Here is a 20504-nt window from a genome sequence, read left to right as displayed (position 1 = left end):
GCGGGCTTGTCAGCTGTCACCAGCGGCCAGCGCGCATGACGCGAATGCGACCGGGAATTGCCCCGGTCGTTGCTGGCAAAGTTCATGTGTCCCGGTGCCGGCCTGGCCACGGATCACGGCATCGGGGTAGCGCGCCCGCAATCGCGCACGCGCGCTAATCCGCCTGTCCAGGAACCGCTGCGGTTGCACACGCAGGACTTACCGATATCGGCAGGCTTCTCGTCGCAGCATGCGGCATCGTCACCAGAGGTTTCCAGGACTCGTCGCCACCTGGTTGGATGACGACGGGTCAAACAAAAAACCGCCGCACCGATTGCAGTGCCAAGCGAAACGAGAAATGCGTCAGCAGTCCTGCGTTTTCCTCTCGGGCCGGGCACTCGCGTTGCGGATTTGATGGTCCAGTTCGGTTACTCTCATCTGAACGCACATGCTCGACCCATCAGGGCGCTCGAACAATTGCGGCGGGATATTCAATGCAGTAACGCGCTCTTATGGGTGACTTCTTCAGACGTCATTGCCGGGGTTCGCCCATGCATGCAGTTTCCTCCGACAACCTGGCTGACTTGGCTCCGCCGCGCACGCTGGACGCAGTGCATGCATTGGCGTGTCCGGTCGATACGCATCTGGATTCGCTGTATCTGTCGCGGCTGGGCGGCTTCGATTTCTGGAAGGGCGATTGGAAAGCGCATCGGCGTTCTGCGATCCTCTGGTTGATGTCCAAGACCTCGCCGAGAGGTCGCAACCAACCGCTGATGTACCACGTGAGCGGCCCAGACTTTCTTGCCGGCGGCTATGGCGGTGCCTGTTTCAGCGCCCACGCACTGTGGGAAAACCTCATCGGTGTGCCTTTTCTCGACCCCTGGAAGCACTGGGTGGCGCATCGGCGCTATGTCCAGAAGATGGTGGCGGCGAGCGATGGGCGGATGCGGCTGGCACGCAGCGCCGCCGAGCTACGCGCGATTCGCGCAGCGGGTCTGTGCTGCGCCATCCTGTCGTTGGAGGGTGCGCACATGCTTGGACCACGCGGTGTCCGCAGCCAGGCGCTGCGGCTGGCGCGTCTGGACAGTGCGGCCAAGGCCGGCGCCGCCTATCTGACGCTCAACCATTTCAGCCATACCGACATCTCCCAGGCCGGCTATGCATCGCTCAATCCGTGGCGCGAGAAGAAGGGTGCGGGGCTGACGGCGTTTGGCCGGCAGGTGGTGGAGCGCTGCATCGATGCCGGGCTTCTGGTGGATCTTTCGCATACCTCGAGCCAGGGGATCCTTGACGCCTGCGGCATCTGCATCCGTCGCAACGTGCCGGCCTTCGTCTCGCATGGCGCATCGCGCAGCGTCACGCGTGGTGTGGAAACGCGGCCCTCGCGTCACCTGGACCGGGCGCTCGACGATGCGGCGATCCGTGCCATCGTGCAGACCGGTGGCTGCATCAGCGTCATCCTGGCGCCGTACTTCTTGCAACACGCCTATCTGGCCGATGGCACGCCGGACATGGATGCCGATCTTGCCTTTGTCGTTGCGTACTACGAAGCGTTTGCCCGGCAGATTGCCGCCATGGGGATCGTCGAAGATCCATGGAAATACCTGAGTTTCGGTAGCGATTTCGATGGCGGCATTTCCAGCGTGCCGACCGGGATGCGCAGCGGGGCGGATCTGCCCAAGCTCACGCAGGCGATGCTGGATGCCGGCTGGCCCACCCAACGCATCGTGGATGTGTATAGCGGCAACTTCCTGCGCATCTGGGAGCGGGTGCGGCCATAGCGTTCCGGCGACCCGGTTGGACGGCACCGGCATGGCGGGTTGCGCCGCCTGTCGACGTGCAATGACTGGCGCGCGGCGTATCGCAGTGACAGCGTTCGCGCGATTGGGCCGCTTCGGTGCACTGCACTGCATGGCGTGTGATGCGGCGCTCTGCAGTACAAGGGCGGCAATTTGTCGCAGATGCGACGCCGTGTCGCATCGGGAACGGGCCCGACCGTCCCTATCATGATCGCGTAGCGCAGCAGCGTGCGCGCGATCGCCCGATGCAGTGCATCCCGGCGATCGCCCTGCGACCTGCACGCCGACGATCACTTTTTCCTGGAGGGTTCTCCATGGACGCACTGCTGTTATCGCGGATACAGTTCGGATTCGTCATCGCGTTCCACGTGTTGTTTCCGGCATTCACCATCGGGCTTTCCAGCCTGCTGGCGTTTCTGGAATGGCGCTGGTTGCGCACCCGCCTGCCGGTCTGGCGCGAGCTGTATTTTTTCTGGCAGAAGATCTTTGCGGTGTCTTTCGGCATGGGCGTGGTCAGCGGCATCGTGATGGCCTTCCAGTTCGGGGCCAACTGGCCGGAATTGAGCCGCGTGGCCGGTGGCGTGATCGGGCCACTGCTGAGCTATGAAGTACTCACCGCGTTCTTTCTGGAAGCCAGTTTCCTGGGCGTGATGATGTTCGGCTGGGGTCGCATTTCCGAGCGCCTGCATTTCCTGGCCACCTGCATGGTGGCGCTGGGCACGTTGTTTTCCACGTTCTGGATCCTGTCGTCCAACAGCTGGTTGCAGACCCCGGCCGGTTATGAGGTCAGCGGCGGCGTGGTGCATCCGGTGGACTGGTTGCAGATCATCTTCAACCCTTCTTTCCCGTATCGGCTTGCGCACATGGCGCTGGGCTCGTTCATCACCACCTGCTTCGTGGTGGGTGCCGTGGGCGCGTGGTATCTGCATCGTGGCGTGCACCGCCAGGCAGGGCTGCGCATGCTCAAGCTGGCCGTGGTGTTTGCCGCGATTGCCGTACCGCTGCAGATCGTCGTCGGCGACATGCACGGCTTGAACACGCTCAAGCATCAGCCGATGAAGATCGCGGCGATGGAAGCGCACTGGCATGCCGAAAAGCCGGGCGAGGGGTTCCCGCTGGTGGTGTTTGCGTTACCCAACGCGCAGGCCGAGCGTAACGACTATGAGGTGGCGATTCCGCGCCTGGGCAGCCTGATCCTGACCCATCGCCCGGATGGCAGCATCGCGCCGCTGACGTCGGTGCCGGCAAGCGAGCGCCCACCGGTGACGCCGGTGTTCTTCGCCTTCCGCATCATGGTGGGGATCGGCTCAATGATGCTGCTCGTGGCCTGGGTGTCTGCGTTCGCGTTGTGGCGCGGCAAGTTGGTGCAGTGGCGCTGGTTGCTGGCGGTGTGGCGCTGGATGTTGCCGAGCGGCTTCATCGCGCTGGTTTCGGGCTGGTTCGTCACCGAAATCGGCCGTCAGCCCTATGTGGTTTACGGCTTGTTGCGCACCGCCGACGCGGTGGGCCCGCAGTCTGCGCTGATGACCGCCATCTCGCTGGCGGTGTATGTCGCCGGCTACGCGTTCGTGTTCGGCTGGGGCATCTGGTATCTGGTCAAGATCGGCAAGATCGGACCGACACCGCATGATGCGCCGCAGCTGGATCATGGCGAACACACGCCCGCACGCCCGCTGTCGGCGGCCGACGAATCGATCGACGGAGCTGCATGATGGAGATGACGAGCATATTGCCGGTGGCGTGGTTTGCGGTGATCGGCTTCGGGGTGCTGATGTACGTCGTGCTGGACGGCTTCGTGCTTGGCATCGGCATCCTGGCGCCGTTCCGCAAGGACGAAGCGCAGCTGGATCTGATGATGAACACCGCCGCGCCGATCTGGGACGGCAACGAAACCTGGCTGGTGCTCGGCGGGGCAGGGCTGCTGGCCGCATTTCCCAAGGCGTATGCGGTGATCTTGTCGGCGCTGTATCTGCCGGTGCTGTTGATGGTGATGGCTTTGGTGTTCCGCGGCGTTGCATTCGAATTCCGCTTCAAGGCGCATCGCTCGCGGCGCTTGTGGAGCAATGCGTTTGCCGGCGGTTCGATCCTGGCCACCTTCGCGCAGGGCGTGATCCTGGGCGCGCTGGTGCAGGGGCTGCCGATCGAGAACGACCGCTACGTCGGCGGCATCTGGGGCTGGTTCAGCCCATTCGCGATGCTGACCGGCGCCGCCTTGGTGTTCGGCTATGCGCTGCTCGGCAGTACCTGGCTGATTCTCAAGACGGAGGGCCACGTGCAGCAGTTGGCGCGGCAGTTGAGCCGGCCGTTGACCATCAGCGTATTGATCTTCATCGGCCTGGTCAGCGCCTGGTTGCCCTCGCTGCAGTCGCATGTGATGGAGCGCTGGTTCAATGGCACGCACTATCTGTGGCTGATGCCGGTGCCGCTGCTGGTCGCCATCGTGGGCGTTGCGCTATGGCGTGCGAGCGAGTCCGCGCGCTCGGACGCGCTGCCCTTCCTGCTGGCGATGGGCTTGTTCGTACTGGGCTTTTTGGGCCTGGTGCTGGGCATGTGGCCGTATCTGGTGCCGCCGGTCTACACCATCTGGCAGGCTGCCGCGCCGCCGTCTTCGCAGCTGTTCGCGATGGTGGGGCTGGTCATGCTGCTGCCCCTGATCCTGGGCTACACGGTATGGTCGTACCGCGTCTTCCGCGGCAAGATCACCGCCGACACCGGGTATCACCACTGAGGCGCATTGGCCGTGTCATGCCCGCACGCGGGCGCGGTGCCCGCGTGGCGCTGCACAGCGTCAGCGCAGGCGCTGCTTGAACATCCATTCCCACATCGCCGGATCCGCATAGGTCGCGTCCCAGGCATTGTGGTTGCCTTGCGGATATTCGCTGTAACGCACATTGGCGCCGACGCCCTTCGCGGCCCGGTAGAGCGCGCGGTCGTCGTGCGGCGGCACCGAATCGTCCTTGGCGCCATGGAACATCCAGATCGGCACGTGCTTGAGTTGCGTCACTGCCGCGGTGTACGGGTCCGCTTCCTTCGCTACCAGGCTCACGTACAAGGTGCGGCGTTCATCGCGCGGTGCCTTGAGTGCGCCGCAGATCGGCACGATCGCCGCAAACCGTTGCGGCTGCATCAGCCCGATTTCCCAGGCGCCATAGCCGCCCATTGAAATGCCGGTGAGGTAGGTGCGCTGCGGGTCGGCAGCGAACTCGGCACTGGCCGCATCCAGCGCCGCGATCGCCATGCGCGCATTGACGCCCATCCACTCTTCGTCATTGGGCACTTGCGGCAATACGACAAGCGCGGGGAAGTCGGCGGTGTGTTCGCTCAAGTACGGGCCCAGGCCGACTTCGGCCTGATCGCGCCCATTGTCGCCGCGCTCGCCCGAGCCATGCAGGAACAGCACGATGGGCCGCGGCTGCGGCACCTTGGACGCGGGTACGAACACCTGATAGCGGTACAGGCGCCCTTCCATTTTCAGCGTGCGGGTGACGAAGTGGCCGCGGCGCTGGTCGTGGTGGCGCTCAGCCATGCTGGAACAGCCGGCCAGCAGCAGCGCAATGGCAATGACAACAAGACAACGACGAATCACGCAGCTCTCCCGACCGATCACATCTATGCAGTATTACCGCATGCCGGTGCGTTGGCGTGTCGAGGCGAGGCGATTCCTGTCGAATATTCATCTGCTTGTCGTCATCGCCTGCGTGGCCGCCGGGCGGGTAGCGCAGGTCAGGGCAGCAGGATCAACGTGGCCAGGCCCAGGAAGCTCAGAAAGCCCATCACGTCGGTCAGGGTGGTCAGGATCACGCCACCGGCCAATGCCGGATCGAAGCCCAACCGTTTCAGGGTCACCGGCACCAGCACTCCGCCGAAGGCGGCAGTGAGCATGTTCACCGTCAACGCGGTGCCGATCACCAGCGAGAGCATCGGTTGCCGGAACCAGGCCAGCACGATCAAGCCAAGCCCGATGCCCAGGCACAGCCCGTTGATCAGCGCGACAGTGAGCTCTTTCTTGAGCAAGGTCATCACGTTGGAGGAGCCGATCTGGCCCAGTGCCAGACCGCGCACCATCAGGGCCAGCACCTGGGTGCCGGCATTGCCGCCCATGCCGGCCACGATCGGCATCAGCGCCGCCAGCGCCACCAGTTTTTCGATGGTGCCTTCGAACCTGCTGACCACGCTGGAGGCCAGGAACGCGGTGCACAGATTGATGCTCAGCCAGATCAGGCGGCGCCGGAATGCGCGCCGTGCCGGGCTGAACATGTCTTCGTCTTCGTCCAGGCCGGCCGCGCTCATGGCCTGGTGCTCGGCCTGCTCGCGGATGATGTCGACCACGTCGTCGATGGTGATGCGGCCGAGCAGGATGTTGTTGTCGTCCACCACCGGTGCGGAGATCCAGTCGTGGTCGGAGAAGCGCCGCGCCACCTCGTCGGACCCATCGCCGACATCGATGGCCGGCTGCTCGTCGTCGATCAGCCGGTTGACCGGCGTGCTGTCTTCGTGGGTGACCAGCGCCGCCAGCGGCACGCGGCCCAGGTATTGGTGGCGCCGGCTCACCACGTACAGGTGATCGGTGTGGTCGGGCAGCTCGCCGCGCAGGCGTAGATAGCGCAGCACCACATCCACATTGACGTCGGCGCGCACGGTGACCACGTCCGGGTTCATCAGGCGCCCGGCGGTGTCTTCCGGATACGAGAGCACCTGCTCGAGCCGCTCGCGGTTTTCGCGGTCCATCGACTTGAGCACTTCATCGATGACGGTGTCGGGCAGGTCTTCGACCAGGTTGGCCAGATCGTCGATGTCCAGGTCTTCGACCGCAGCCACGATCTCGTCCGGGTCCATGTCGGCCAGCAGGCTTTCGCGTACTTCGTCGCCGACGTGCAGCAGCACCTCGCCATCGTCTTCCGGATCGACCAGCCCCCACACCACTTCGCGCTTGCCCGGTGGCAGCGATTCGAGCAGGTTGCCGATTTCCGCCGGCGCCAGCGTATTGACCAACCGGCGTACCGGCCCCAGGCGTCCGCTATCCAGCGCGTCGGACAGCAGGCGTAGCTGGCGCGCGGTTTTGTCGTGGCGGACGGCTTCGGCCATGCGCGGCTTCCCGGAAGAGTGGACGCGCCATCAGTCAAGGACGCGGTGCTGGGTCAGCAAGGCATTATCGCTTGCGTATGGTGACGAAACATACAGGGGCGTGCCGGATGCGTGCGGATTGCCGAAGTGATGCCGAATGCGACTTGAATTGGTGCGTCTATTGCGCGGGAGTCCGCCGCATCGGACCAACGACGTGAGGCGTGCGCAAGCTGCTACGCGTGGCCAACTCTTCGTATCGCTGCGTGCGCGGGGGCGAAGTTGCCTGAAGTACGCCGACACGCACAGCGGTTCCGGCTTGAATGGACTGTCAGGGCTTACCTCAGCAGCACGTATAGCAACAGCATCACAGCCGTAATCAGCATCACGCGGTCAACCCTTTGGGCAGTCTGTTGCCGTCGCAATGGGGTAAAGAGGATGTCTTGTCGCCGCTCGATGCGGTATGAGCGAAAATGGACTTGGTTGACGGTTGCCATGATGCGCTGATCATCGGTCCAGCCATCCTCGGGTGGCACCTCACTGTCGCTTTTGAGCTTGAGCTTGTACTCGATCTCGTTGAGCTCGGCCCACTGGTCCCATGGTGATTTTCGAGTTGTCATGAGGTCTCTGTGAGACCTCACCGTCGCCTGTGGCGTTAACGCAACATGGTCTGCGCATGGCCGGCCAGCCATTTCTCGATGCCCTTGCGATCGCGGGCGCGCAGCAATTTTTCGCCGTGCACGCGCAACTCGCCCAGGTGGGCGTCGCGCACCGCGCGGCGCACTTCCAGCAGGGTGGCCGGATGCAGGCTGAACTCGGTGAGCCCCAATGCCAGCAGCATCGGTACGAAGCGCGGATCGCCGGCGATTTCGCCGCACACCGCGACCGGCTTGCCACAGGTGCGTCCGGTGGCGATGACCTGGGCGATCAGTCGGAGGACGGCGGGATGCAGGGGCGAATACAGCTCGCCCAGCGCCTCGTTGTTGCGATCCACCGCCAGCAGGTACTGCACCAGGTCGTTGGTGCCGATGGACAGGAAATCGATATCGTCGATGAAGCAGTCCAGCGCCAATGCCGCAGCCGGTACCTCGATCATCGCACCCAGCGGAATATGCTCGGCGATCTCGTGGCCTTCGGCACGCAGCTGCGCGGTGAGCTTCTTCAACTGCTTGCGCAGCTGCAGGATTTCTTCGCGGCCGCTGACCATCGGCACCAGGATGCGCACCGGCCCATAGCCGGACGCACGCAGGATCGCGCGCAATTGCGCCTGTGCCACCGCCGGCCGCGCCAGCGACAGGCGCACCCCGCGCAGGCCCAGCGCCGGGTTGTCCTCATCGCTCAAGGTCAGGCCGGTGCGGTCGGCCTTGTCGGCGCCAAGGTCCAGGGTGCGGATGGTGACCGGGCGGCCGCTCATGCCCAGCACGGTGTCGCGGTAGGTGTGGAACTGTTCGTCTTCGTCCGGCAGCTCGTTGCGCTGCAGGAACAGGAATTCGGTGCGGTACAAGCCCAGGCCGCTGGCGCCGAGCGCATGCGCGTTGGCCACGTCTTCCAGCGATTCGGCGTTGGCCAGCAGGGTGATGTCGACGTTGTCGCGCGTGCGCGTGGGCTTGGAGCGCAGCCGGCCCAGCTCGCGCTGTTCCTTGGCCAGCGCACGCAGGCGCTCGCGGTAGTCGCGCAGATGTTCGGGCTTGGGGTCGACGATCACCTGGCCCGAGCCGGCATCGACAATCAACACATCGCCATCTTCGATGCGCTGCAGCGCATCGCCGACGCCCACCACCAACGGCAGGTGCAGGCTGCGCGCCAGGATCGCGCTGTGCGACAGCGTGCTGCCGGCGGTGGTGACGATGCCGACCACGCCTTGTGCCTGCAGCTGCGCCAGCTCGGAAGGTGCCACGTTGTCGCACACCAGGATCTCGCCGGCCACACCCTTGAGGTCGGGGGCGCGCTTGTGCAAGAACGCGTGGATGCGACCGATCACGTGATCCAGATCGTCCATGCGGCTCTTGAGATATGCATCCTCCATCCCGTCGAACACTGCCGCCAGACGGTCGCGCTGCACACGCAAGGCATAGTCGGCGCTGTAGCGGTGGGTGCGGATCAGCTCATCCAGGCCTTTCAGCAGCTCGGGGTCATCGAGCAGCAATGCATGCAACTCGAGGAATTCGCCGACCTCGCTCGCCAGTGCGCCGTGCAGGCGATCGCGCAGCTGCTGCATCTCGACCCGTGCCGAGGCGATGGCTACATGCAGGCGCTGCAGCTGCGTTTCCACCTGACTGGCGGGCACGCGTTGTTCGGCCACTTCCAGGGTATGGCTCTGGCGCACGCGTGCGCGGCCAAGCGCGTTGCCGCGTGCAGCGCCATGTCCGCGCAGGCGCAGGCTCATGCGCGTCCCTGGCGCAGCGGCGCCGTGTCGGTCGCAACGGCACCGACGCCGCGCATGCTCAGCTGTCCTCGTCGAAACGGCGCTCGAACAGGTCCACCAGCGCCTGCAAGGCCTCGGCTTCGTCTTCGCCATCCAGCCGCACCACCACGCTGGTGCCTTGGCCTGCGGCCAGCAACATCACGCCCATGATGCTCTTGGCATTCACCTCGCGCCCCTTGGCCGCCAGGGTGGCGTTGCTGCGATACGACGACAACGTCTGCACCAGCTTGGCGGTGGCCCGCGCATGCAGTCCGAGTCGGTTGGAAACTATGAGTTCGCGTTCAAGCATCGTCGATGATCGCTCCGTTGCGGGTACCGGCCGCCGCAGTGGCGGGCAGCTCCTGCAATCCTTGTTCGGGGTAGTTCATCACGCGCAGCAGCATCGGCAGGCTCAGTGCGGACACCCGGCGAACCGGTGTGCCCAGCTTGGCCAGACGGTTGGCCAGATTGCTGGGGCTGGCGCCGTACAGGTCGGTCATGACCAGCACGCCGTCACCGCTGTCGACCCGGCGCATCGCCGACGATGCCTGGGGCAGCAACGCGTCCAGGTCTGCATCGAAGGGCACCTCGAATGCTTCGGTCTTCAACGGCAATTGCCGCAACAGCCCCGTCGCCACGTTCAACAACGCCGCGCCGATGCCGGGATGAGTAATGAGGAGAATGCCACAGGCCATGTCGAAACGTTAACAGGTCAGCATGACTGCGCGATAGCGTCTGCCTACACAGATGCGTTGCGAACTGAATAGCCGTTTAGGACCGCGGCAGCGACGCGGCGGCAGCATGTGCGCCATCGTGCGCTGCCGGCGTGGCGCGATCCGCGACGTGCGCAGCGCCAGCAGTACGGCCTGCAGCGCAAGCGAGCGCTGCCGTTTCCCTGCAGCGCGCGGGGACATGTCGCCATGCACGGCGGAATACCACGACGCATTGGTGGTGACGGCGACAGCGCATCGGTCGTGCAGCGTTGCATGGCGCGCCGAACGAGAACGCCAAGCGGCTTTCGGGAACGTCGGCGATCCAGTCGCACCAGCTACAGCGTCGTTGGCCTGCGCAGCGTCCGCCACACGCCAGCCAGCGCGCAAGCACTCCAACCTAAGAATAAGGCCAGCGAGCGTCTCGTCCTCAACGTAGGTAAAGCACGCTTACCTCGCAGGATGCCGCTGCAACGATTCCCGATCCCCGATCCCCGATCCCCGATCCCCGAATCCCGAATCCCGAATCCCGAATCCCGAATCCCGAATCCCAGCCCCTCAGTCCTGCTCGCGATGAAACGTCGCCACTTCCGGCCAGCCTTGTTCGCGCGCATGTCGGGCCATGCGTTCGGCCATGTACACCGAGCGGTGCTTGCCGCCGGTGCAGCCGAAGGCGATGGTCACATAGCTGCGGGTGTCGTTGCGCAGCCGCGGCAGCCAGGTGTCGAGCAGGTCCACGATCTGCGCGCTGTAACGCTGCACGTCGGCCTCGTTGTCCAGATAGTCGCGCACGCCGGCATCGCGGCCGGTCAGCGGGCGCAGCTCCGGATCCCAATGCGGATTGGGCAGCACGCGCGCATCGAACACGAAGTCGGCTTCGGCCGGCACGCCGCGCTTGTAGGCAAACGATTCGAACAGCAGCGACAGCCGATCATGGGAACCAAGCGCGAACTCGGTGACCACGCGGCGGCGCAATTGATGCACGTTGAGGGTGCTGGTGTCGATGACGGCATCGGCCTGCGTGCGCAAGGGTTCGGTCAACTGGCGCTCGCGGGTGATCGCTTCCGGCAATGCCAGGCCGAGATGGCTGAGCGGGTGGCGGCGACGGGTATCGGCATACCGCTTGATCAACGCCTCGTCGCTGGCCTCGAAAAACAGCAGCCGCGCCTCGATGCCGTATTCCTGCGCGGCCTGGCGCCACTGCGCCAGCTGGGTCAGGTCGCTGCGGCTGCGCACATCGATGCCCACCGCCAGGCGCTGGTCGCCGATCGGGTTGCCACGCAGGCGGCTTTTGACGAAGTCCGGCAGCAGCTCCACCGGCAGGTTGTCCGAGCAGTAGTAATCCAGGTCTTCGAAGGTCTTCAGCGCGACCGATTTGCCCGAGCCGGACAGCCCGCTCACGATCATCAGCGTGGAGGGCGCGATACTCATGGCGTGCGTCGCTCCAGCAGGTTGCTATGGCGGGCGATGAACAACGCGGCCGGGTCGATGCCCTTGGTGCGCAGGATATGCAGCCGGGTCGCCGCTTCGGTCAGCACGGCCAGGTTGCGGCCGGGCATCACCGGCAGGGTGATCAGCGGCACGTCCAGGTCCAGCACATGGCGGCTGCCGGAGTCGCCGGTCAGACGCTCGTAGCCGGACGGCGTGGGCTCGGTCATCGGCCGGGTCAGGTGCACGATCAGGCGCAGGTACTTGTTCTTCTTCACCGCGGTGTCGCCGAACATGTCGCGCACATTCAACACGCCGAGGCCGCGCACTTCCAGCAAATCCTGGAGCAATTCGGGGCAGGTACCGTCGAGCACGTCGGGCGCGATCTGGGTGAACTCGGGCGCATCGTCGGCCACCAGCCGGTGGCCGCGGCTGAGCAGTTCCAGCGCCAGCTCGCTCTTGCCCGAGCCGGCTTCGCCGGTGATCAGCACGCCGATCGAGTAGATCTCCATGAACACGCCATGCAGCGTGACCCGTGGCGCCAGCGTGCGCGCCAGATGGTAGGAAAGGTGGTTGAGCAGTTCGTGGCCGCGCTTGGACGAGATCCACAGCGGCGTATTGGATTCGTCGGCCGCCGCGCGCAGATCTTCCGGGCAGGACTGGTTCTTGCTGATCGCCAGCGCCAGCGGTTGCACCTGGATGATCTTTTCGATGGTTTCCCAGCGCTGGCGCGCATCCAGCGAGTCCAGCCAGGCCAGTTCCTCGGTGCCCAAGATCTGCACCTTGTTGGGATAGATCACATTGAGGTAGCCGGCCAGCGACGGGCGCCGCGCGTTGTTGCTGCCGGCCTGGATCTCGCGGTGCTCGCCCTTGGGACCGGCGACCCAGCGCAGGGCCAGCTTGTCGCGCTGCTGGTCGAACAGTTCGCGTGCGGTGATGCTGGTATTCATGCCGCACTCGCCTGCGTGGGCGGCACGTCGGCGAGCAGCGCCATCAGGGCATCGGCATTGGGTGCGGCGCGCAGGTTTCGACGGAAGTCGGCATCGGAGAATCGTTCGGCCAGCTCGGACAGCAGCATCAGGTGCTGGTGGGTGTAGTGCGCCGGCACGGCCATGGCAAACACCAGGTCCACCGGCTCGTCGCCGCCGAAGGAGACCGGCGTGGCCAGCCGCAGCAAGGCCCCGCGTGGCTCGGTGAGATTGGGGCAGCGCCCATGCGGAATGGCGATGCCGTGGCCAATGGCGGTACTGCCCAGGGCCTCGCGCTCGCACAGGTTGGCGTAGAGCTCGTCGGCGCCGGCCTGACGACAGGAGAGCAGGTCGGCGGCGGCATGCAGGACGGTGTCGCGATCGGCGGCCGGCGACACCAGGGTGCGCACGGCCGCCATCAGATCGGTTAAGGGCATGAGGGCATCAAGCGGGAAGCGTCACGCAGGATTGTCGCGCACCTCGCGGGCGTGGTGGTTACATTTCTTCTCTTTGTGCTTGAGGACCAGGCGGTCGAGCTTGTCGACCAGCAGGTCGATGGCCGCATACATGGTGGAGCCGCTGGCATCTGCGTGCAGGGTGCGACCGGGAAGGTTGACGGTGGCGACCACGTGGTGGTCCGGCTTGCGGACGGCCAGCTGCGTTCGGACTTCGCAGTGCTGGTCGAAATGGCGCTGCAATCGCTGCAGCTTGCTTGCCACGTACTCCCGCAGGGCGGGGGTCACTTCAAGCTGGTGGCCATACGTCTCGATACGCATCGGATACCTCCATTGGTCGGTGGGCCAATGAACCGTTCCGGTGATCCGACAAACCCGGCGCATGCCGGCGTTGCGGTGGTTGCAACGTCAGGCGATGCGCACGCGTTCGTGGGAGGCGGAAATGTTCATGGCCTCACGATACTTCGCAACGGTGCGCCGCGCCACTGGTACGCCGGATGTTTTCAGCAGGTCGGCCAGTTTGGCGTCGGAGAGCGGTTTGCGCGGGTTTTCCGCGTCGATCAGGCGCCGGATCATGGCCTGGATGGCGGTGCTGGAGGCCTCGCCGCCGCTGTCGGTGTCGATGCCGGAGGCGAAGAATGCGCGCAGCGCGATGGTCCCGCGCGGGGTGCGCACGTACTTGCGGGCGATCGCGCGGGAAATGGTGGATTCGTGCAGCCCGAGCTCGCCTGCGATTTCGCGCAGCGTCAGCGGGCGCAAGGCCTGCGCGCCGAACTCCAGGAACCCGGCCTGGTGTTCCAGCAGACAGCGCACCACCCGCAGCAGGGTCTCGCCGCGCGCCTCCAGGCTCTTGAGCAACCAGCGTGCCTCCTGCAACTGGCCGCGCAGGTAGCCGGCGTCGGACTCGCCGCAACTGCGGATCAGGTTTTCGTAGCCGCGGTGGATGGTGACCTTGGGCTGCGCGCGGCCGGCCAGCGCGGCCCGCCAGACCCCGCGCTGGCGCCAGATCACGCAATCGGGCACGACATAGGTGTCCTGCGACAGGTCGCCGATCTGTTTGCCCGGGCGCGGGTCCAGCGAGCGCACCAGCTGCACCGCCTGTTCCACATCGGCAGTGGAGCGCTTGAGCTCGTGGGCCAGCCCGGTCACGCCGCTGCGCGGCAGCCGTTCCAGCGGGCCGGCAACGATCTGCAGCGCCAGCTCCCGGCCAGGCGTGTCCGCATCGAGCACCCCCAGCTGCAACGCTAGGCATTCGCCCAGGGTGCGCGCGCCCACGCCCACCGGGTCGAAGCGCTGGATCTGATGCAGGACGGTGAGCACATCGGCCTCGTCGACCGCTGCGCCCAGCGCCAGGGTTTCGAGAATGGCCGACAGCGGTTCGCGCAGGTAGCCGTTTTCGTCGAGCGCGTCGATCAGCATCGCGCCGATCTGGCGGTCGCGCGGCGACAGCGGCGACAGATGCAGCTGCCACAAGAGGTGGTCGGCCAGTGTTTCGGATTCGGCCACGCGCTCTGCGGCATCGCCGGACTCGTCGTCGTCGAAGCTGCCGCCGCTGCCCGAGCCGGTCCACTGCAGTTCGTCCTGCGACCAATCCTCGTCGCGCTCGGCAGGCGCGACTTCTTCGCGCTGAGGTGCTTCGGCGGACGCGGACGGCGAGGCGTCCACCGCGACGTCGCTGGCCGCATACGCGGCTTCGTCGGCCCACTCCAGCAGCGGATTGGTTTCAACGGCCTCGGCGATTTCCACTTCCAGCTCGGTGGTGGACATCTGCAATAGCTTGATCGCCTGACGCAATTGCGGCGTCATGACCAACTGCTGTCCTAACGATGTCTGGAGCCGGGCTTTCATGCGGGCACTGACTGGAAAAAGCGTTGGCGCGGCGACGCGCTCAAAGGCGGAAAGTTTCCCCCAGATACACGCGACGGACGTCGGGATTGGCTAGCAGCGTGTCCGGTGCCCCCTGCGCCAGCACGCCCCCCTCGGCGAGGATATACGCGCGGTCGCAGATTCCCAAGGTCTCGCGCACGTTGTGGTCGGTGATCAGGACACCGATGCCGCGCTCCTTGAGGTGGATGATGATGCGCTGGATCTCGCCGACCGAAATCGGGTCCACGCCGGCGAAGGGTTCGTCCAGCAGCATCATGCGCGGCTTGGCCGCCAGCGCACGTGCGATCTCGCAGCGGCGCCGCTCGCCGCCGGAGAGGCTGGCGCCGAGTTGATCGGCCACGTGGGTGATCTGCAACTCTTCCAGCAGCGAGACCAGTTCTTTCTCACGGCCGGCGTTGTCGAGTTCCTCGCGCAGCTCCAGCACCAGGCGGATGTTGTCGGCCACGGTGAGCTTGCGGAAGATCGAGGGTTCCTGCGGCAGGTAGCCGACGCCCAGCTTGGCGCGTGCGTACATCGGCTCGGCAGTGAGGTCGCGGCCGTCCAATTCGATCCGCCCGGCATCGGCTTCGACCAGACCCACGATCATGTAGAAGCACGTCGTCTTGCCGGCGCCGTTGGGGCCGAGCAGGCCCACCACCTCGCCGGCCTCGAGCGTAAGGCCGAATTCCTTGACCACTTCGCGTTGCTTGTACTTCTTGCGCAGACCGGTGGCGACCAGCATTACTTCTTCCCCTGCGGCTTGGCAGCGGGCTTGGCGGCTGCCGGGGCCGGGTTGGTCGCCGGTGCGGCAGCAGGCGCCGCTGCTCCCGGAGCTGCGGTCTTGGGCTGGATGATGGTGCGCACGCGGCTACCGTCGCCGCCGCTCTGCATGTTGCCGGTCTTGGTGTTGTAGACCATGCGCTGGCCGGCGTTGGTGCCCTTGGGCGAATCGACCTTGTAATTGCCGGTCAGGATGATGATTTCGTCGGCGACCTTGTATTCGATGTTGTCGGCCTGGCCGTGCATCATCGCGCCGTCGTCCATCTCCTGCTTGAGCGTTGCCTGCTTGCCGTTGAGCACCACGCGATCGGTCTGGCCGTTCTTCTGGAAGATATCGGCGGTGTCGGCGTGGATTTCCAGCGTGCCCTGGGTGATCACCACATTGCCGCTGAAACGGCACTTGCCGCTGTCGTCGAGCATGTTGCAATCGTTGGCATTGGAGTCGATCGCCATCGGCTGGTTGCGATCGCTGGTCTTGGCCATTGCCAGTGCAGGCAGCAGCAGTGCGGCAAACGCCAGTTTAGCGGGCAGCATTCGGTTCATAGCGGGTCTTGACCTGAGAGAGGAGCTTGTACTGGCGTGATTTGAGGTCGGCTTCGAAGCCGACGCCGCTCTGCATGATACCCGGGCGGGTCATGGTCACCGGCGCGTCGGTCTTGGCGATGTTCTGTTGCGGGAACACGTCCAGGCTTTGGGTACGGAACGTGGTTGGCGGAGTGGCGCCGCCGGTGGGGCTATCGCCCTCGACATCGCCGCGCAGGCGCAGCTGGGTGCCGTCCGGGTTGACCCACCCGGTCTTGGAGCGCAGGGTCCACGGCAGGTTGGCGTTATCGGGCATCAGGAACACCGGCGTGGTGATGTCGGCGGTCTGGTCGGCCCGGTTGCGATGCATCTCCGGTGCGCGCAGCGTCATCGATTCCTTGCCGCTCTGCTTGTCCAGGGCGATCAACTCGAAGTCGCGCAGGATGTAGTCGGCGCCGGACTCCTGCACGGCCGCGGCGGCCGGGCGCGCGCGCTGCTTCCAGGCCGACCAGCCGGAGACGACGGCGGCGACGAACAGCACCACGCCCAGGGTGGTGCGCCAGCTCCAATTCATGCCGAGAACCCTTCGATGATGCGTTCGACCTGGCCTTGTGCGGCCAGCACCACATCGCAGACTTCGCGCGCGGCGCCTTCGCCGCCACGGGCGCGGGTATGCCACTGCACGCGCTCGGCGATCCAAGGGTGCGCGTTGGCCGGCGCCACCGGCAGGCCGACTGCGAGCAGGGCAGGCAGGTCGGGGAGGTCATCGCCCATGAACAGCACCTGGTCCAGCGACAGGCCGTGCTCCTGGCACAGTGCCAGCACCGCCAGGCGCTTGTTCTTGACCCCGATCTGCACATGCAGGCCCAGATCCTGGCCGCGCTTTTCCGCCGACAGGCTGGCGCGCGCAGTGATCAGCGCGACATGGATGCCAGCGTGATCGAGCTGCTTGAGACCCTGGCCATCGAGCACATTGAACGCCTTGCTCTCGTGACCGGCGTGGTCGTAGTACAGGCGGCCGTCGGTCAGCGTGCCGTCGACGTCGAAACAGGCCAGGCGGACGCGCGCGGCGCGCTCGATCAGCTCGGCGGGAAGGTGCTGCAAAGGGGAATAGGGCATCGGCACGAATCGGTGAGAACGGGGTCCGGCGGTTGAAAACTGAACCTGTTAAACCACCTTGGCGCGCAACAGGTCGTGAATGTTCAATGCACCCACCGCGCGGTGCTGCGCATCCACCACGATCAGGCCGTTGATCTTGTAGTCCTCCATCAGCCGCGCGGCCTCGGCGGCCAGCTGGTCGGCGCCGATGGTGCGCGGGTTGCGCGTCATCACCTGCGCGATGCCGGCGCTGCGCACGTCGATGTCGCTGTCCAGCGCACGGCGCAGGTCGCCGTCGGTGAACAGGCCGATCAGACGGTCGTCGGCGTCCACCACGGCGGTCATGCCCAGCCGCTTGCGGCTCATTTCCATCAACGCCTCGCTCAGGCTGGCGTCTTCGCGCACACGCGGCAGGCCCTCGCCGGCGTGCATCACATCGGTGATGTGCAGCAGCAGGCGCCGGCCCAGGCTGCCGGCCGGGTGCGAGCGGGCGAAGTCGTCGGCGGTGAAGCCGCGCGCATCCAGTAGCGCTACCGCCAGCGCATCGCCCATCGCCAGCGAGGCGGTGGTGCTGGAGGTCGGGGCCAGGTGCAGCGGGCAGGCCTCGGCGGAGACGCTGACGTCCAGGTGCACGTCGGCGGCCTGGGCCAGGGTGGAACTGGCGCGCCCGGTCATGGCGATGATCGGGTTGCCCTGGCGCTTGAGCACCGGCAGCAGCATGCGCACTTCGTCCGATTCCCCGGAGTACGACAGCGCCAGCACGATGTCGGCCTCGGTGATCATGCCCAGGTCGCCATGGCCGGCCTCGCCGGGGTGAACGAAGAACGCCGGCGTGCCGGTCGAGGCGAGGGTGGCGGCGATCTTGCGCGCCACATGGCCGGACTTGCCCATGCCGGTGGCGACCACCCGTCCGCGCGAGGCCAGCACCAGCCGGCAGGCCGCGGCAAACTCGCTGCCGATGCGTGCGCCCACGCTGGCCAGGGCCTCGCGCTCGATCTCCAGCACGCGCTGGCCGCTGGCGACCAGGCTGGCGTCGCTGACGGTGGCGGAGGGCAAGTGCGAGACAGCCATGCAGGACTCGGGTGAAGAGTAGAATGTGCGCTCATTTTATGAGGAAACGCCCTTTGGACGCCGAAACCATCCGTAAACTCATCGAATCCGGCTTGCCCGAAGCCCGCGTCGACGTGCACGGCGACGACGGCGTGCACTTCGAGGCCACCGTGGTCAGCCCGGCCTTTGCCGGCAAGGCCCCGCTGGCGCGGCATCGTATGGTTTACGCCACCCTGGGCGATCTGATGGGTGGGGCGATCCACGCGCTGCAGCTGAAGACCCTGACGCCCGAGGAAGGCTGAACGCAGCCGCCGCGCTCGCCATCAGGCGGGCTGGGCCGAAAGCGGTGTGCAGGGCAGGGGCGGTAAGCGTTATGCACCTGCATTCCTCGGCTGTTGTCGTCCACGCTCACGCAGTCACGGTATCCAGCGCGTCCCGGGCCGTACCCGGCGCCGCTCGATCCCCCGGTTTCACCGCGCGCCGCGTGCACTACGGTCGACACGTCCCTCTCCTCATTCCCCCGACATCCTTTCTACTTTCGGATTTCTCAGATTCCCATGGCAAAAATCGTAGTGACCGGCGGCCAAGCGCTGCATGGCGAAGTCAATATTTCCGGTGCCAAGAACGCAGTGCTGCCGATCCTGTGCGCGACCCTGCTGGCCGATGCGCCGGTGGAAATCAGCAACGTGCCGCACCTGCACGACGTGATCACCACGGTGAAGCTGCTCAGCGAGCTGGGCGCCGAGGTCACCATCGACGAAGGCACGCTGGCCAAGGGCCGCTCGATCCTGGTCGACCCGCGCTCGGTCACGCACCAGGTCGCGCCCTATGAGTTGGTCAAGACCATGCGCGCCTCGATCCTGGTGCTGGGCCCGCTGCTGGCGCGCTACGGCACTGCCGAAGTGTCGCTGCCCGGCGGCTGCGCGATCGGCTCGCGCCCGGTGGACCAGCACATCAAGGGCCTGCAGGCGCTGGGTGCCGAGATCAGCGTGGAGAACGGCTACATCAAGGCCACCAGCAACGGGCGCCTGAAGGGCGGCCGCTACGTGTTCGACATGGTCAGCGTCACCGGCACCGAGAACGTACTGATGGCCGCCGTGCTCGCCGAAGGCACCACGGTGCTGGAAAACGCGGCGATGGAACCGGAAGTCACCGACCTGGCCGACTGCCTGATCGCACTCGGTGCGCAGATCGAAGGCGCCGGCACGCCGCGCATCGTGGTGCAGGGCGTCGAGCGCCTGGGCGGCGGCCATCACGCGGTGTTGCCCGACCGCATCGAAACCGGCACCTTCCTGGTCGCCGCGGCGATGACCGGCGGCAGCGTCACCGTGCGCCGCGCGCGCCCGGAAACGCTGGATGCGGTGCTGGACAAGCTGACCGAGGCCGGCGCCACCATCACCACCACCGCCGACAGCATCACGCTGGACATGCAGGGCAAGCGTCCGCGCGCAGTCAGCCTGACCACCGCGCCGTACCCGGCGTTTCCCACCGACATGCAGGCGCAATTCATGGCGCTCAACTGCGTGGCCGATGGCGTGGGCGTGATCAACGAAACCATCTTCGAAAACCGCTTCATGCACGTCAACGAGCTGCTGCGCCTGGGCGCGGATATCCAGGTCGAAGGCCACACCGCCATCGTGCGCGGTGCCGAACGCCTGAGCGGCGCGCCGGTGATGGCGACCGACCTGCGCGCGTCGGCATCGCTGATCCTGGCGGGCCTGGTCGCCGATGGCGACACCACCATCGATCGCATCTACCACCTGGACCGTGGCTACGAAAACATCGAGGAGAAGCTGGGGGCGCTGGGCGCGACCATTCAGCGCACCGCATGATCCTGCGCGGCCGTTTCACCACCCGGCGCAAGATCCTGCTCGGCGTGATCGTGCTGATCCTGGCGTGGCTGGCCTATGCCTGGAGCGTGGGCATGGCCATCACCCAGGGCGTGGAGTTCAAGGACATGGACTGGAACAACGACGGCACTGCCAGCCGCGAAGAGATCGCGCAGTCGTTCTATGCAGTGGCTGTGAAGAAGACCGTCGAAGGCAAGCGCCATTGCGACCTGTTCTATTGGCGCAAGAACGACCAGCAGATTCGCGTGGATTGCCGCACGGTGTTCATGACCGGCGATGACAAGGCTGCTGGCAAGCCCTGATAGGTTGTCGCTCGGTCTGGCTCCGATCGGTGTGTGAAGAGCGGCTGAGCTGCGGCTTGGCTGCGGGGTGCTTGCCGCCCGCCATCACGGACACGCTGCAAGTACGTCTATGTCAGCGCTTTGGCGGCATCCACGCTGCCAAAGGTCCCGCGACGGTGAGCGGGCAAGGACCGGTGATGATGGTCGGTGTGCAGAGTTCGACCGAGCAACATTCAGTGCTCCGGCGTGGCTT

Annotated in this window: 22 protein-coding genes; 6 read left to right on the top strand and 16 right to left on the bottom strand. The window is 65.7% G+C overall.

The window, feature by feature from the left end; translation table 11 throughout:
* Positions 1-530: 530 nt before the first annotated feature.
* The 3 genes from FLG15_RS14985 (at position 531) to cydB (ending at position 4506) form a co-directional block, all read left to right on the top strand.
* On the top strand, positions 531-1760 hold the full coding sequence (locus FLG15_RS14985; RefSeq protein WP_150146669.1) for a dipeptidase: 1230 nt from the start codon (positions 531-533) through the stop codon (positions 1758-1760).
* Positions 1761-2092: 332 nt separating this feature from the next.
* Complete coding sequence (locus FLG15_RS14980) at positions 2093-3490, top strand: cytochrome ubiquinol oxidase subunit I (protein WP_017154791.1); 1398 nt, start codon at positions 2093-2095, stop codon at positions 3488-3490.
* Complete coding sequence (gene cydB, locus FLG15_RS14975; protein WP_057679294.1) at positions 3490-4506, top strand: cytochrome d ubiquinol oxidase subunit II; 1017 nt, start codon at positions 3490-3492, stop codon at positions 4504-4506. The genes FLG15_RS14980 and cydB overlap by 1 nt, the downstream gene beginning before the upstream one ends.
* Before the next feature lie 60 nt (positions 4507-4566).
* Here the strand turns inward: cydB and FLG15_RS14970 are convergent, their stop codons facing one another.
* The 16 genes from FLG15_RS14970 to FLG15_RS14895 form a co-directional block, all read right to left on the bottom strand.
* On the bottom strand, positions 4567-5391 hold the full coding sequence (locus tag FLG15_RS14970) for a carboxylesterase family protein (protein ID WP_017154793.1): 825 nt from the start codon (positions 5389-5391) through the stop codon (positions 4567-4569).
* 110 nt (positions 5392-5501) lie between these two features.
* Positions 5502-6863: a magnesium transporter gene (mgtE, locus tag FLG15_RS14965; RefSeq protein WP_003487859.1), complete on the bottom strand. Its 1362-nt coding sequence runs from the start codon at positions 6861-6863 to the stop codon at positions 5502-5504.
* Positions 6864-7177: 314 nt separating this feature from the next.
* Complete coding sequence (locus FLG15_RS14960) at positions 7178-7480, bottom strand: hypothetical protein (RefSeq protein WP_057679292.1); 303 nt, start codon at positions 7478-7480, stop codon at positions 7178-7180.
* 14 nt (positions 7481-7494) lie between these two features.
* Positions 7495-9225: a phosphoenolpyruvate--protein phosphotransferase gene (gene ptsP, locus FLG15_RS14955; RefSeq protein WP_150146667.1), complete on the bottom strand. Its 1731-nt coding sequence runs from the start codon at positions 9223-9225 to the stop codon at positions 7495-7497.
* A 58-nt stretch (positions 9226-9283) separates the two neighbouring features.
* Positions 9284-9553, bottom strand: a complete 270-nt coding sequence (locus FLG15_RS14950) for an HPr family phosphocarrier protein (RefSeq protein WP_005913389.1) — start codon at positions 9551-9553, stop codon at positions 9284-9286.
* A complete protein-coding gene (locus FLG15_RS14945) occupies positions 9546-9938 on the bottom strand; it encodes a PTS sugar transporter subunit IIA (RefSeq protein WP_017154797.1) in 393 nt (130 codons plus the stop codon). The genes FLG15_RS14950 and FLG15_RS14945 overlap by 8 nt, the downstream gene beginning before the upstream one ends.
* 573 nt (positions 9939-10511) lie before the next feature.
* The gene (rapZ, locus tag FLG15_RS14940; RefSeq protein ID WP_017157715.1) at positions 10512-11384 is read right to left on the bottom strand and encodes an RNase adapter RapZ; all 873 of its coding nucleotides are present in this window, start codon (positions 11382-11384) and stop codon (positions 10512-10514) included.
* Positions 11381-12331, bottom strand: a complete 951-nt coding sequence (gene hprK / locus FLG15_RS14935) for an HPr(Ser) kinase/phosphatase (protein ID WP_150146664.1) — start codon at positions 12329-12331, stop codon at positions 11381-11383. The genes rapZ and hprK overlap by 4 nt, the downstream gene beginning before the upstream one ends.
* Complete coding sequence (locus FLG15_RS14930; RefSeq protein ID WP_017157714.1) at positions 12328-12786, bottom strand: PTS sugar transporter subunit IIA; 459 nt, start codon at positions 12784-12786, stop codon at positions 12328-12330. Before FLG15_RS14930 ends, hprK begins: the two co-directional genes overlap by 4 nt.
* Positions 12787-12807: 21 nt before the next feature.
* Positions 12808-13125, bottom strand: a complete 318-nt coding sequence (gene hpf / locus FLG15_RS14925; RefSeq protein WP_005913379.1) for a ribosome hibernation-promoting factor, HPF/YfiA family — start codon at positions 13123-13125, stop codon at positions 12808-12810.
* Between the two features lie 87 nt (positions 13126-13212).
* Positions 13213-14652 (bottom strand): RNA polymerase factor sigma-54, encoded by a 1440-nt coding sequence (locus tag FLG15_RS14920; RefSeq protein WP_057679289.1) that lies wholly within the window; start codon positions 14650-14652, stop codon positions 13213-13215.
* 40 nt (positions 14653-14692) lie between these two features.
* Complete coding sequence (gene lptB, locus FLG15_RS14915) at positions 14693-15412, bottom strand: LPS export ABC transporter ATP-binding protein (RefSeq protein WP_008572666.1); 720 nt, start codon at positions 15410-15412, stop codon at positions 14693-14695.
* A complete protein-coding gene (gene lptA / locus FLG15_RS14910) occupies positions 15412-15993 on the bottom strand; it encodes a lipopolysaccharide transport periplasmic protein LptA (protein ID WP_081022747.1) in 582 nt (193 codons plus the stop codon). Before lptA ends, lptB begins: the two co-directional genes overlap by 1 nt.
* Positions 15971-16546: an LPS export ABC transporter periplasmic protein LptC gene (gene lptC / locus FLG15_RS14905; RefSeq protein WP_150146662.1), complete on the bottom strand. Its 576-nt coding sequence runs from the start codon at positions 16544-16546 to the stop codon at positions 15971-15973. The genes lptA and lptC overlap by 23 nt, the downstream gene beginning before the upstream one ends.
* Positions 16543-17091 (bottom strand): KdsC family phosphatase, encoded by a 549-nt coding sequence (locus FLG15_RS14900; RefSeq protein WP_007964352.1) that lies wholly within the window; start codon positions 17089-17091, stop codon positions 16543-16545. The genes lptC and FLG15_RS14900 overlap by 4 nt, the downstream gene beginning before the upstream one ends.
* A gap of 48 nt (positions 17092-17139) precedes the next feature.
* Positions 17140-18141 carry a KpsF/GutQ family sugar-phosphate isomerase gene (locus tag FLG15_RS14895; RefSeq protein ID WP_057679286.1) on the bottom strand — a complete coding sequence of 334 codons (1002 nt, stop codon included), beginning with the start codon at positions 18139-18141 and terminating at the stop codon, positions 17140-17142.
* Between the two features lie 53 nt (positions 18142-18194).
* Here FLG15_RS14895 and FLG15_RS14890 point away from each other — a divergent pair, with 53 nt between their 5' ends.
* The 3 genes from FLG15_RS14890 to FLG15_RS14880 all read left to right on the top strand — a co-directional run bounded on the left by FLG15_RS14890 (position 18195) and on the right by FLG15_RS14880 (position 20272).
* The gene (locus tag FLG15_RS14890; protein ID WP_057679285.1) at positions 18195-18422 is read left to right on the top strand and encodes a BolA family protein; all 228 of its coding nucleotides are present in this window, start codon (positions 18195-18197) and stop codon (positions 18420-18422) included.
* A 255-nt stretch (positions 18423-18677) separates the two neighbouring features.
* Entirely contained in the window at positions 18678-19952 is a 1275-nt protein-coding gene (gene murA, locus FLG15_RS14885) for a UDP-N-acetylglucosamine 1-carboxyvinyltransferase (RefSeq protein WP_017157708.1), read from the top strand.
* Positions 19949-20272 carry a hypothetical protein gene (locus FLG15_RS14880; RefSeq protein ID WP_017157707.1) on the top strand — a complete coding sequence of 108 codons (324 nt, stop codon included), beginning with the start codon at positions 19949-19951 and terminating at the stop codon, positions 20270-20272. Before murA ends, FLG15_RS14880 begins: the two co-directional genes overlap by 4 nt.
* Positions 20273-20504 lie beyond the last annotated feature (232 nt).

The organism is Xanthomonas phaseoli pv. dieffenbachiae (assembly GCF_008639345.1).
GTDB classification, from domain to species: Bacteria; Pseudomonadota; Gammaproteobacteria; order Xanthomonadales; family Xanthomonadaceae; genus Xanthomonas; species Xanthomonas phaseoli.
The sequence above is the reverse complement of the archived record's forward strand: the minus strand, read 5'-3'. Positions and strand labels throughout refer to the sequence as shown.